At 64.4% G+C, this 11,794-nt stretch carries 12 protein-coding genes; 6 read left to right on the top strand and 6 right to left on the bottom strand.

What is annotated here, in order from left to right:
* Positions 1–24: 24 nt before the first annotated feature.
* The 5 genes from GGR16_RS03880 to GGR16_RS03860 all read right to left on the bottom strand — a co-directional run bounded on the left by GGR16_RS03880 (position 25) and on the right by GGR16_RS03860 (position 4,720).
* On the bottom strand, positions 25–1,062 hold the full coding sequence (locus tag GGR16_RS03880) for an extracellular solute-binding protein (RefSeq protein WP_183315748.1): 1,038 nt from the start codon (positions 1,060–1,062) through the stop codon (positions 25–27).
* Between the two features lie 44 nt (positions 1,063–1,106).
* Positions 1,107–1,931, bottom strand: a complete 825-nt coding sequence (locus GGR16_RS03875) for an ABC transporter permease (RefSeq protein ID WP_026014909.1) — start codon at positions 1,929–1,931, stop codon at positions 1,107–1,109.
* The gene (locus GGR16_RS26495) at positions 1,928–2,806 is read right to left on the bottom strand and encodes an ABC transporter permease subunit (RefSeq protein ID WP_183315747.1); all 879 of its coding nucleotides are present in this window, start codon (positions 2,804–2,806) and stop codon (positions 1,928–1,930) included. Before GGR16_RS26495 ends, GGR16_RS03875 begins: the two co-directional genes overlap by 4 nt.
* The gene (locus GGR16_RS03865) at positions 2,803–3,960 is read right to left on the bottom strand and encodes an ABC transporter ATP-binding protein (protein WP_019400917.1); all 1,158 of its coding nucleotides are present in this window, start codon (positions 3,958–3,960) and stop codon (positions 2,803–2,805) included. The genes GGR16_RS26495 and GGR16_RS03865 overlap by 4 nt, the downstream gene beginning before the upstream one ends.
* 121 nt (positions 3,961–4,081) lie before the next feature.
* Positions 4,082–4,720 carry a helix-turn-helix domain-containing protein gene (locus GGR16_RS03860; RefSeq protein ID WP_019400916.1) on the bottom strand — a complete coding sequence of 213 codons (639 nt, stop codon included), beginning with the start codon at positions 4,718–4,720 and terminating at the stop codon, positions 4,082–4,084.
* 234 nt (positions 4,721–4,954) lie between these two features.
* On the opposite strand from GGR16_RS03860, the gene dapA reads away from it, so the two are divergent.
* The 6 genes from dapA (at position 4,955) to GGR16_RS03830 (ending at position 11,011) form a co-directional block, all read left to right on the top strand.
* Positions 4,955–5,854 carry a 4-hydroxy-tetrahydrodipicolinate synthase gene (gene dapA, locus GGR16_RS03855; protein ID WP_053193851.1) on the top strand — a complete coding sequence of 300 codons (900 nt, stop codon included), beginning with the start codon at positions 4,955–4,957 and terminating at the stop codon, positions 5,852–5,854.
* An 11-nt stretch (positions 5,855–5,865) separates the two neighbouring features.
* Positions 5,866–7,293 carry an FAD-binding protein gene (locus tag GGR16_RS03850; RefSeq protein ID WP_183315746.1) on the top strand — a complete coding sequence of 476 codons (1,428 nt, stop codon included), beginning with the start codon at positions 5,866–5,868 and terminating at the stop codon, positions 7,291–7,293.
* A gap of 128 nt (positions 7,294–7,421) precedes the next feature.
* The gene (locus GGR16_RS03845) at positions 7,422–8,270 is read left to right on the top strand and encodes a transporter substrate-binding domain-containing protein (protein WP_019400913.1); all 849 of its coding nucleotides are present in this window, start codon (positions 7,422–7,424) and stop codon (positions 8,268–8,270) included.
* Between the two features lie 105 nt (positions 8,271–8,375).
* The gene (locus GGR16_RS03840; protein WP_019400912.1) at positions 8,376–9,041 is read left to right on the top strand and encodes an amino acid ABC transporter permease; all 666 of its coding nucleotides are present in this window, start codon (positions 8,376–8,378) and stop codon (positions 9,039–9,041) included.
* Positions 9,042–9,053: 12 nt separating this feature from the next.
* On the top strand, positions 9,054–9,815 hold the full coding sequence (locus GGR16_RS03835; protein WP_019400911.1) for an amino acid ABC transporter ATP-binding protein: 762 nt from the start codon (positions 9,054–9,056) through the stop codon (positions 9,813–9,815).
* Positions 9,816–9,847: 32 nt separating this feature from the next.
* Positions 9,848–11,011, top strand: a complete 1,164-nt coding sequence (locus GGR16_RS03830) for an alpha-hydroxy acid oxidase (RefSeq protein ID WP_246372806.1) — start codon at positions 9,848–9,850, stop codon at positions 11,009–11,011.
* A gap of 327 nt (positions 11,012–11,338) precedes the next feature.
* Here the strand turns inward: GGR16_RS03830 and GGR16_RS03825 are convergent, their stop codons facing one another.
* The gene (locus GGR16_RS03825; protein ID WP_183315745.1) at positions 11,339–11,758 is read right to left on the bottom strand and encodes a helix-turn-helix domain-containing protein; all 420 of its coding nucleotides are present in this window, start codon (positions 11,756–11,758) and stop codon (positions 11,339–11,341) included.
* Positions 11,759–11,794 lie beyond the last annotated feature (36 nt).

The raw sequence follows: 11,794 nt of genomic DNA, 5'->3' as shown, positions 1-11,794 counted from the left end.
CCGCGGCCGGCAGCCCCGCCAGGCTCAACGGCCGATGTCCTTGTTCCAGGTCTCGACCCATTTCGGCATCGCGGCCGGGATCTCGGCGAAGGGCGGCCAGCGCACGTCCTCGAGCTTGGGCATTCGCGCCTTCTGCTCGGGCTTGTACTGCGCCTTTGTGCTGGCGACCGGATATTGGATCGCGGCGGCCCAGCAGGATTGCGGCTCGGACGAGAACAGGAAGTCGATGAACTCCCAGGCGGCCGGCGACCCGTTCTTGACCTTCTGCACCACCGTCGGGCTGACGACGCCGCCCGGCGCCGGATAATAGAAGTTCAGCGACTTGAAGCCGCCATCGCGAGCGGCCCAGGCCCGCCCGTCCCAGTAGATGCCGATATCGGCCTCGCCCGACTGCATCTGCGTCAGGAACTGGTTGACATCGTTCCAGAAGATCACGTTGCCGCTGTCGCGCAGGGCCTTCATCTTGGCGATAACGGGCGAGATGTCGCCGACCTTGCCGCCGAGCACGTCGTTGAAGTTCCAGATCACGGCGGTCGGCGTCGTGCTGGCGACGTTGATGCCCGGGAGGGCTGCCTGCCATTCACCCTTGAGCGTGCGCTCGATGAATTCGGCCCAGCTCTTCGGCGGATTCTTGATCTTGGCCTCGTTATAGGCCAATCCGGCCGCACCGTAATGCAGCACGACGGCATCGCCGCCGACGACCTGCTTGAGCGGCTCCGGGACGTCGGCGAGGTTGGAGACCTTGGCCGGGTCGATCTTCTCGACGAGGCCCCGCGCCTTCGCGTCCTCGGCGCCGTCGATGAGCGTCAGGAAGACGTCGATAGGCGGCTTGGCCGGGTTGGCGGCGACCTGATTGACCCATTGCGCCGGCGTGCCGAGAACCACGTCGACAGTCTTGCCGGTCTTCTTCTGGAAAGGCTCGACATAGCAGGTCCGCAACGACTTCTCCCAGACACCGCCGAAAGCGGTGACGGTCAGGTCGGCGGCGCGGGCGGGCATGGCAACCGTGAAAGCCAGCCCCGCAAGCGCGAGCAAAGGCCGACAAGGCTTCAGCGTCTTCATGGTGGTTCTCCCCATTTTTGGATGTTGTGCGGTGTGCCGCTTCGTCACGACGGCGAGCTCATGAATTTCAGGCCGACGGTGCGCTCGATCAGCAGCAGGGCGACCAGTGCGATGATCATCTGGACGGTGCCGATGGCGGCGATGGCGGGGTCGAACTGGTTCTGCAGGTAGCTCAGCATCACCACAGGCAAGGTGTTGGTCTGAGCGCTGCCGAAGAAGAGCGACAGCGACAGGTTGTCGAGCGAAATCAGCACCGCGAACAGCATGCCGCTGAAGATTCCGGAGCCGATCAGCGGGAGCGTCACATAGGTGAAGGTCTGTCGTCGCGAGGCGCCGAGGATCGCGGCCGCCTCTTCGTAATTGCGGCCGATTCCGCGATAGACCGCGACCACCGTGCGCACGACATAAGGGATCGAGACGACAGTATGGGCGATCAGCAGCGAGGTGAAGGAGATGCCGAGCCCAATCGCCGAGAGCTTGTAGAGCAGAGCGATGCCCAACAGGATCATCGGGATCGAGAGCGGCGCCAGCAGGACGGTCGAGACCAGATCGGCGAGGCCCGAACGGCTGCGGGCGAGCGCAAGCGCCGCCGGCACGCCGAAGAGTGCGGCGAGGACGGCCGATGCGCCCGCCAGCTTCAGGCTGAACCAGAGCGAATCGAGCAAGGGCCGATATTCCAGCAGCCGATGGTACCAGCGCAGGGAATAGCTGGTGACCGGAAAGGCGATGATCTCGGAATCCCCGAAGGAGACGAGGACCACGAAGACGATCGGCGCCAGCAGGAAGGCGAAGAAGATCAGCACGAAGGCGAGCAGCAGCAGAATAGGCAGGCGCCGTTCAAGCCTGCGCCAAGACGCGGTCGCGGTCATGAGGCGCCTCCATCCCGCCGGATCAGGCGCAACTGGAGGAACAGCGAGATCACGGCCAACACCAGCAGGACATTGCCCATGGCGGCGGCGAAGCCGAGATTCTGGACAAGCAGAAACTGCTGATAGATCAGCAGCGGCAAAGTGACGACGCTTCCCCCGCCGAGCAGGAGCATCGTCAGGAAGCTGCCATTGGCCAGCATGAAGACGACGATGGCGCCGGTCGCGATGCCGTCGAGGCTGAGCGGCAGGGTGATCTCGCGGAAGGTGCGCCAGCGACTGGCGCCGAGCAGCTCCGCAGCCTCCTCCAGACGCGTATCGATGCCTTTCAGCACCGCCGCGATCGAGATGACCATGAACGGCACCAGCACATGGACGAGGCCGATGATGACGGCGGACGGGTCCTGCAGAAGCCGCAGGGGACGTTCGATCAGGCCCAACGACATCAGGGTACTATTGAGCACGCCGTTGCGGGCGAGGATCACGTTCCAGCCGAAGGTGCGCATGATGATCGAGGTCAGCAGCGGCGCGACCAGGAGGAAGATCATCAGCCCGTTCCAGCGCCCGGCGTGACGGACCATGAAAAAAGCGACGGGATAGCCGATCAGGATGCAAATGATCGTCGCGAGCAAGCTGACCCAGATCGTCCGGCCGAGCACACCCAGATAATAGCCGTCGGTGAACAGGCGCACGTAATAATCGAGCGAGAAGACGGGTTCGCCCGCAGCATCGGGTACGTAAAGGCTCTGGAGGCCGTTCTCGGCCAGCGGCAGCAGGAAAAACAGGAGGAGGAAGATCATCGCCGGCAGGACCGGCCAGAGACCGGCACCGAGAGCCCGGCGGCTGCGCCGGATTGCTGTCGCCGCGGCGGCGGTCACGCCGCGCCCTCGCGCACCGGTTCATCCTCGAGCAGCCGGGCCGTACCCGGCAGCCAGGACAGGCCGACTTCCGCCCCGACCGGCAGCACCGTCTCGCCGACCGGCCCGGTGATCTGCCGATAGGCCATCAACGGCCGGTCGAGACCGGGCCGTTTCAATTGGAAGACATGCGCCGCGCCGCGGAAGACATGGCCCGAGACCGTCGCACGCGGCTCGTCCGCACCAGCCTGCGTTGCGGGCGCGATGCGCAGGTGCTCGGGCCGGATCGCCACGAGAGCCGTGCTGCCGGCCGGGCGAGCGGGGGCATCCGCGACAAAGAACCCGCTTCCCGCGTCACCAGGAAGCCGCAGCCGTAGGCCGCCCCCTTCCACTCCCGCCACCGTGCAGGCGATGATGTTCGAGGTGCCGAGGAATTCGGAAACGAAACGGGTGCGTGGATGCTCGTAGACCTCGGTCGGCGAGCCAGCCTGCAGGATCCGGCCGCGGTCCATCACCACGATCATGTCGCTCATGGTGAGCGCCTCCTCCTGATCATGCGTGACCAGAAGCGTGGTGATCCCGATCTCCCGCTGAAGCTGGCGGATCTCAAACTGCATCTGCTCGCGCAAGTTCTTGTCGAGGGCGCCGAGCGGCTCGTCGAGCAGCAGCATCGAAGGTTCGGTCACCAGAGAGCGAGCCAGAGCGACGCGTTGCTGCTGGCCGCCCGACAGCTGATGCGGATAGCGATCGGCATGCTGGGGCAGATGCACGATGTCGAGCATGCGGCGTGTCCGCGCTTCGGTCTCGGCCCGGTTCACCCGCGCCATCCGCAGCCCGAAGGCGACGTTCTGCGCCACCGTCATATGCGGGAACAGACTGTAGTTCTGGAAGACCATGCCGAGCTTGCGCCGCTGCGGCGGGTCATAGGTTCGGTCCTCACCGCGGATCAAGACTTGTCCGGCATCCGGCAGCTCGAAGCCCGCGACGATACGCAGGGTCGTCGTCTTGCCGCAGCCGGAGGGACCAAGAAGCGAGCAGAGCGTCCCGGCCGGAACATCGAAGGAAGTCGGCTGGAGCGCGGCGACGCTGCCGAACGACTTACGCACGTCGCGCAGCCGCAGCCCCGGCTCGCCCGCTGTGACGGATGACTGCGCCTTTAGCGTCGCTTGCGTCATGGTCCCTCTCTGATCGAGAGGCTAACCCAAGTTTTCTCGCAGGCAACAATAAAATTCTGAAACGACAGAAATTTTCTGAAACGACATATTTCTTCGGAAGCCCGTGGCTCCGGCGGGCGGGCTACAGGTCGACCAGCACCCACAGGACGACAGCGTTGGTTTCGCCCTTGGAGGTCCAGGTGTGCTCGGTCGTGGCGTCGTAATAGACTGAGTCCCCCTTGTTTAGCTCGAGCGGCTCGTACAGCCGGCTGTGCACGACAAGCGTACCTTCCAGCACCATCACGAAGATTTCTGCCTCGGATTTCGCCCAGGCTGCATATTCATCCGGTGAGCGCGCCGTCACGGTGGTCAGGATCGGAGTCGCGCGCTTGTTCTTGAGGTCGGCACAGAGCAGCACGTTGTTGCACGTGCCTGTCGCATGCTTGCTTCCGCTCCCGGCGCGGCTGATGCTCCGCCGTCCCGGGAAACCGGGCGCAGTCCCGTTTTCTTCACTGGATAGCAGGGTCGCCAGCTCGACTTCGAGCCCCTGCGCAATGCGCTGCATCGTGGAAATGGTCGGAGACAGTTCGTTTCTCTCGATCTTCGAGAAAGCCGAAGCGGAGACGCCCGTGAGCGCGCTGACGTCTTGCAGCGTCAGACGCCGACTCTTGCGTAACTTTAGCAGACGGGCGCCGATGTCGACGCCCTGCTCGTCGGCGCCACGGCCCGCCTCTGGCGGTTCGTTGGCGTCAGTCTGCTCCGCCCATGAAAGTTCCGGCATGCCGTTTCTCCGCCGCGTCGTCCAAGCTTCTGTCATAAGCGCCCAGCGAGGGCATGAAAAGAGATCGATCGCGATCACCGGTCTGTAATTATCGTATACGACATTTTTATAGCTTTTTGTTGACATGATCTCCTATGTGAAAGAGGCTTCAATCCCAACGATGCGCCGGCAGTGAACCGCGCGTGCTCGGCGAAGGGCCGAGCGTGGCGGTCGAACGCGGCAGGGATGGTTCACATGACGCTTACGCACGACCAGTTGAACGGCCTCTACACCGCGATCGTCACGCCGCTGACCGGCGACGGCGCTGTTGACGTAAAGGCGCTGCACCGGCTCGTCCGCTTCCAGCTCGATGCTGGAGCGGCGGGCATTGTGCCCATCGGCGGCACCGGCGAGTATCCCGCCTTTTCACGCGACGAGCGTCGTAAGATCGTCGCAGCCTGCGTCGAAGCGGCCGATGGCAAGCCGGTCATTCCGGGCGTGCTCTCGACTGGTTTCGAGGATGCTCTGGAGGCTGGACGCGACTTCGCCGCCGCTGGCGCCGCCGCGGTCATGACGGTCACGCCCTATTATGCGCCAGGAACCCAGGACGGGATGCGCGCTTATTTTCGGCGCTATCGTGATGCGCTCGACCTTCCCGTCATGCTCTATCAGATCCCGCGCCGAACAACGGTTGCGGCTTTTGCCGACACCGTCCAGGCCATGGCCGAGGACGGTTCGATCATCGGCATGAAGTATTCCTCCTACGACATGCCGGACTTCATCCGGACGGTGAAATACACCGGTGACAAGATCGCGATCCTGTCCGGCGAGGAGCCTCTCTTCGCAACCCATGTCGCGCTCGGCGCGCGCGGCGGCGTGCTGGCCTCTGCCACGATCTATCCGAAGATCTGGATCGAGATTTTCGAGCTGGCCCGCCAGGGCGAGCTCAAGGCGGCCCTGAAGCTGCAGGATAAGGTCGATCCGGTCGTCGACTCTATTTATGTCGAGACCAATCCCGGACCGCTGAAGGAATACATGGCCCTGGCTGGCATGCCGGTCGGCGGAGTACGCCTGCCATTGACAGGCCCCAGCGACCAGACGATGGCCAAGCTCAAGGTCGCTGCGGCGCAGGCCAAAGCCATCAGCCTCGCCTGAGGAGAGCGACCGTGCTCAACGCGCTTCGCGCCATCGTCGGCGACAAGGGCCTGGTCACTGACCCGGCCGAGATGGAGCCTTATCTGGTCGATTGGCGCCAACGCCGGCGAGGGTCTACGCTGGCCGTGGTCCAGCCGACGTCGACAGCCGAGGTTTCCGCCGTCGTCGCGCTGTGCGCAGCGCAAGAGCAGCCAATCTTTCCGGTCGGTGGCAATACCGGCCTTTGCTTTGGTGCGGTGCCAGAGAGCAATCGTCCCGGCAAGCCCGGCATCATGCTCTCGCTGAGGCGCATGAACCGCATCCGCGGCATCGACCGCGCATCCGGCATCGCGACTGTCGATGCCGGCGTTGTGCTTGGCGATCTCCACAATGCCGCGGCCGAGGCTGGGCGACAGTTCCCGCTGCATCTCGGCAGCGAGGGTAGCGCCCAAATCGGTGGCTTGATCTCGACCAATGCCGGCGGCACCGGCGTTGTTCGCTACGGTCCGATGCGGGATCTCGTGGCCGGCCTGGAGGTGGTCCTGGCCGATGGTCGCGTGCTCAGCGATCTCACCGCGCTGCGCAAGGACAATACGGGCTATATGCTGCGCCATCTCTTCATCGGCGCGGAAGGTTCGCTCGGGGTCATCACGGGCGCGGCACTGCGGCTACACCCGCAGACCCCGAACACAGCCCATGCCTGGGTGGCTGCCGCCGATCCGGCCGATGCGGTTGCATTGCTGGCAGCGCTGCAGGATCGAGCGGGTTCCTATATCCAGGCTTTCGAGCTGGTCTCGGCCTCGCAATTCGCGCTGGTGCGCAAGCATGCCGAACGTGCGCGCTTCCCCTTCGCCGAGATCCCCGCCTGGTCGGTCCTGATCGAGCTTGGCAGCGAGGATGCGACGACGGGTCTGCGCGACATCCTCGAGGAGGTGCTGGGCGCGGCGCTGGAGCAGGGCGAACTGCTCGACGCCGTGATCGCCACCTCGGAGCAGCAGGCCGCCGAGTTCTGGCACATTCGCCACTCGGTCTCCGAGGCCAACAAGAAGGAAGGCGCCAGTATCACGCATGACGTCGCAGTGCGCTCCTCCGAAGTCGCGCCCTTCATCAAGGCCGCAGACGAGGTGGCGGCGAAGCTGTTTCCGGACGCGTATAGCGAAGTTGTCTGCCATCTCGGCGATGGCAACGTGCACTACATCCTGATGTTCACCCACGCCTTCTGGGCGGCGCTGCCCGATCCGGAAGGCTTTGCGCTGGAGGTCGAGCGGGCAATCCACGATGTCGCGGCTCACTTCGGCGGCACCTTCAGTGCCGAGCACGGCGTGGGCCGCAAGCTCACCGAAGAGCTGGAGCGTCTTGCCGATCCGCTTCGCTACGAGCTGATGATCAAGGTCAAGGCGCTGTTCGATCCGCAGAACCTGATGAATCCGGGCGTGCTGCTGGCACCCGAACACAGCTGAAAGAACGACGGAAAAATCCGCTGCCGCCTTCGGTGAGGGGCGGAAGGTCTCGGATGCCCGCAGGGGAAGCGGGAGCCTGGCTCACCAACCATGACGGGGTTCGCCCCATAACGCCGGGAGAAGAATAAATGACGACACGCAGGGATCTGGCAGGCCTCATCGGTGCTGGCGCGGTGGCCGCCGGCGCATTCGCGCTGGCCTCCAACGGGGCAAGCGCACAGACCGCGGGAAAAAATACGTTCGACCGCATCATCACCAACAAGAAGCTCCGGCTAGGCGCCGTGACCTCGAGCGCGCCATGGTTCGTCAAGGACCCCGCCTCGGGCAAGTGGAGCGGCCATTTCTACACGATCGGCTCTGCGCTCGCGAAGGACATGGAGGTCGAGCTCGAGCTGGTGGAAACCACCTGGGGCAATGCGGTGCTCGACCTTCAGGCCGACAAGATCGACATCATGTTCGGCCTCAATCCCACACCGAAGCGCGCCATGGCCGTCGATTTCTCGGTCGGCGCCTATGACAGCGCGCTGGTCGTCATCGCCAAGCCCGGCTTCGAGCCGCAGAACTGGGCCGACATGAATAGGCCGGACGTGAAAATCTCGGTCGATGTCGGCTCAGCCCATGACCAGATTGCGACGCTCCTATGCCCCACGGCGCAGATCAGCCGCTTCAAGACGATCAACGAAGCCATGCTGGCGCTGCGCACCGGTCGTGTTGACGCCCAATGCATCTTCTGGATGGGCGGCGTGCGCGCAGTGAAGGCCGACCCCGGACTCGGCAAGGTGGTCGTGCCCCAGCCCTTCTTCGGCTCAACCTCGAACGCGGCCTTCCGCCGTGAATCGGACAAGACCTGGCGGGATTTCGTCAACACCTGGATCGTCTACGCGCGCGGCCTCGGTCTCGTCCGCAGCGCGGTCGTCGAAAGCCTGGAACAGGTTGGCGTCACCTCTGAAGACATCCCGGCGGGTATTACTCTCTGAGGACCGGCCAGCTTCCCGCCAGCTTCCCGCATGGCGGGAAGCTGGCGCGCCAAGTTCGATCGACTTTCGTCTGAAAGGCCGCGCCACGCGCAGGCAGGGTTCAGCATGTCCTATACTTGGAATTTCGACATCGTCTGGAGCTATCGCTGGATCTTCCTGACGGGAACCGGCGTCACGATCGGTATTACGATCGCGGTCGTGCTGCTTGGGCTGATCGTCGGTCTGATCGCCGGCATCGCGCAACTCTCGCGCTCGCCTACGCTACGCTGGCTGTCCTGGGCCTATATCGAGATGTTCCGGCTGACCCCGTTGCTCGTGCTGCTGCTGTGGTTCTACTACGCCCTGCCGATCCTGACCGGGATCAAGCTGGATGCGATCACCGCCTCGATCGTGACGCTGACGCTCTATGGCGGCTCCTTCTATGCGGAGGTCATTCGCGGCGGCATCGTCTCGATCGAGCCGGGGCAAAGCGAAGCGGGGCTCGCGCTCGGAATGACGCCCGCACGGGTGATGCGCCGCATCGTGCTGCCGCAGGCGATCAAGCGGATGATCCCGCCGCTGATGAACCAGTCGATCATCCAGTTCAAGAACACCTCGCTCGTCTCGGTGCTGGCGGTGCCGGATCTGCTCTATCAGGGCCAGGTGGCGGCGATGGACACCTATCGCGCGCTCGAGGTCTACACGGTGATCGCAGCGATCTACGTCGTCGTGCTGCTGCCGCTGACGGCGATCGTCAAAGGAGCCGAGAAGCGGCTCGCCCAGAGCAATTGAGGGCGTAAGGCGATGAGCTACAAGATCGAGGTCTCCGGCCTGCGCAAGAGCTTCGGCGCGCTGGCGGTGCTGCGTGACATCAACCTCAAAGTCGAGCCCGGCCAGGTCGTGGCGCTGATCGGCCCGTCCGGCTCCGGCAAGTCGACGCTGCTGCGCTGCCTCAACCTGCTCGTCATGCCCGATGGCGGGCGCATCCGCATCGGCAAGGACAGCTTCGCCTTCGGCGACGGATCGAAGCTGCCGGCCACCCGCGAGCAGGCCCGTTTCCGCTCGAATACGGGCATGGTCTTCCAGCATTTCAACCTGTTTCCGCACATGACCGTCGTCCAGAACGTGATGGAGGGCCCGGTCTCGGTGAAGGCGCTGCCCAAGCCACAGGCCGAGGCGCTCGCCGGCAAGCTGCTCGCCAAGGTCGGGCTGAGCGACAAGGTCGACGTCTTCCCGAACAAGCTCTCGGGCGGTCAGAAGCAGCGCGTCGCCATCGCGCGCGCCCTGGCGATGGAACCGGAGGTCATGCTCTTCGACGAGGCGACCTCGGCGCTCGACCCCGAGCTCGTCGGCGAAGTGCTCGGCGTGATGCGCGATCTCGCCGCCGAAGGCATGACCATGATCATCGTCACCCACGAGATCGGCTTCGCCCGCGAGGTCGCCGACCGCGTCGTCTTCATGCGCGACGGCGTCATCGTCGAGGAGGGCCCGGCGCGGGAGATCATCGGCCAGCCGAAGCAGGAGGCGACCAGGATCTTCCTCAGCCACTTCCACAATCGCGGCTGAGCCGCGTCATTTCGTGCCGGCCGTGTGGAGCGATGACTGCACTCTCCGCTTTCACCCACATCCTGAATGTCGAGGACGCCCGCAATGCTGCGCGGCGGCGTCTACCACGTGGCTTGTTCGAGTATGTCGACCGCGGCTGCGAGGACGAGGTCTCGATTCTAGCCAATCGACGCAGGCTCGACGCCATCGCACTCTCTCCGGCGGTGCTCGTCGATGTCGCCCGGACGTCGACGGAAGCGGAGCTTCTCGGCAAGCGGCAGCCTTTGCCGCTCGTCATCGCGCCGACAGCGGTGGCCGGACTGGTCTGGCACGACGGCGAAATCGCCCTCGCGCGGGCGGCGGCGCGCGCGGGCATTCCATTCTGCGTTTCGACGCAGTCGATCACCTCGATCGAACGGATCGCGGCAGACTCCGGTGCTGATCTTTGGTTTCAGCTCTATGTCTGGAAAGACCGCCGGCGGACGCTGAACCTGCTGGATCGGGCCTGGGCGGCGGGAGCGGAAACGCTGGTCCTGACGGCAGATACCGCAGTCAGCCCGAACCGCGAATACAACCTGCGGAACGGCTTCGGAATCCCGCTCAAGGCCTCGTGGCGGGCCGGTCTCGATGTCGCCCTGCATCCGCGATGGGCGGTTGCGGTCATGCTACGCGCGCTGGCGACTTCCGGAATTCCGACCTACGCACATTATCCGGCGGAGTTCCGCACGCGGCTCGGCCGCGAGGCGCTCTCGGACGAGGTCAGCCTGGCGAAGGACGTAACCTGGGACGATGTCCGCCTGCTGCGACAACGCTGGCGAGGCAAGCTCGTCGTGAAAGGGGTGCTCCGCGTCGAGGACGCGCTGACGGCCTGCTCCCATGGCGTCGATGCCATCGTGGTCTCCAACCACGGCGCCCGCAATCTCGATTGCGCCCCGGGACCGACAGAGGTTCTTCCGCGGATCGCAGAGGCCGTCGGAGACCGGTTGGAAATTCTTGCGGACAGCGGAGTACGACGAGGAGCCGACATTGCCCGCTTCCTGGCGCTGGGAGCTCGTGGTGTCATGATCGGTCGCGCCACGCTTTACGGCGTCGCGCTGGGAGGCGCCGAGGGAGCCGCCCGGGTGCTCGATCTGCTGTCAGCGGAATTGCAGACGACGATGGGAATGCTCGGCGCGCAGAAATTGGCTGACATTCGGCGGGTAGAGCCGTCTCTGTAATTTTGCCTTTTCTTTAACCTGCAGCCGCGCGGCAAGCCGACTTCGTCTTCATCGCTGGCCCTAATGGCGATCGAAATCGATCCGCCTTTGACGCCTTGGGCATGCGTTGCTGGCGAGCGGTGTCTCGTGCGGTGTCTCGTGCGGTGTCTCTTGGCACCATGGGTGTAGCGATGTCCGTTGCCCGGCGACGGCACAATGACCGCTTTAGGGCGCCGACGTTCCGTTTCCAACGTCGCTCTTCCTTCGGGCCAGGCCAGTGGTCCAGGACCTTTCGATAGAGTGCCTCGATCTCGGCAGCAGCCTTGTCGCTGCGATAGAACGTGGCCGTCATTTGAGAGCACGCAGCTGCAGATCCACCAGCTCGAGCAGCTTCGCTGCGTCCGATGGACTTGCGACAAGGACGATCTTGAGATGGCGGCTCGTTGGGTCGAACGCCGTACTGAGATGCAACGGCGCCGGCCGCGCCCCGTCCGTCATGCTGGCCGCATTGAGGAGCGATGCCGTCCGCTCCGCTCCCTCGGGCGAGATGTCAGCGATTTCGACGACGCACGTCGCGCGAACATCGGCCGCACCCGAACGGCCCCGCACGACCCCGCCGAACGCGTCCAGCGTGCCGCGATCGATGCGATAGGCCTTTCCGATCTTGGTCGCCGACAAGCGCCCCTCGCGAATATAGCGGAGCACGGTCTTGGGATGCAGTCCAAGCTCTTCGGCGGCCTGCTCGACCGTAGCGAGTTTGCTCGACATTGGAGCTCCTCATGATTCCCTATTTATATATGATGA

This window comes from Chelatococcus caeni, from assembly GCF_014196925.1.
GTDB classification, from domain to species: Bacteria; Pseudomonadota; Alphaproteobacteria; order Rhizobiales; family Beijerinckiaceae; genus Chelatococcus_A; species Chelatococcus_A caeni.
Note: the sequence above shows the minus strand (reverse complement) of the source record. Positions and strands in the feature narration are given on the sequence as shown.

Bases quoted from the DNA above. Each gene is read 5' to 3' on its own strand.
- GGR16_RS03880 (WP_183315748.1), bottom strand. From the start codon at position 1,062: ATGAAGACGCTGAAGCCTTGTCGGCCTTTGCTCGCGCTTGCGGGGCTG.
- GGR16_RS03875 (WP_026014909.1), bottom strand. From the start codon at position 1,931: ATGACCGCGACCGCGTCTTGGCGCAGGCTTGAACGGCGCCTGCCTATT.
- GGR16_RS03865 (WP_019400917.1), bottom strand. From the start codon at position 3,960: ATGACGCAAGCGACGCTAAAGGCGCAGTCATCCGTCACAGCGGGCGAG.
- GGR16_RS03860 (WP_019400916.1), bottom strand. From the start codon at position 4,720: ATGCCGGAACTTTCATGGGCGGAGCAGACTGACGCCAACGAACCGCCA.
- dapA (WP_053193851.1), top strand. From the start codon at position 4,955: ATGACGCTTACGCACGACCAGTTGAACGGCCTCTACACCGCGATCGTC.
- GGR16_RS03845 (WP_019400913.1), top strand. From the start codon at position 7,422: ATGACGACACGCAGGGATCTGGCAGGCCTCATCGGTGCTGGCGCGGTG.
- GGR16_RS03840 (WP_019400912.1), top strand. From the start codon at position 8,376: ATGTCCTATACTTGGAATTTCGACATCGTCTGGAGCTATCGCTGGATC.
- GGR16_RS03835 (WP_019400911.1), top strand. From the start codon at position 9,054: ATGAGCTACAAGATCGAGGTCTCCGGCCTGCGCAAGAGCTTCGGCGCG.
- GGR16_RS03830 (WP_246372806.1), top strand. From the start codon at position 9,848: ATGACTGCACTCTCCGCTTTCACCCACATCCTGAATGTCGAGGACGCC.
- GGR16_RS03825 (WP_183315745.1), bottom strand. From the start codon at position 11,758: ATGTCGAGCAAACTCGCTACGGTCGAGCAGGCCGCCGAAGAGCTTGGA.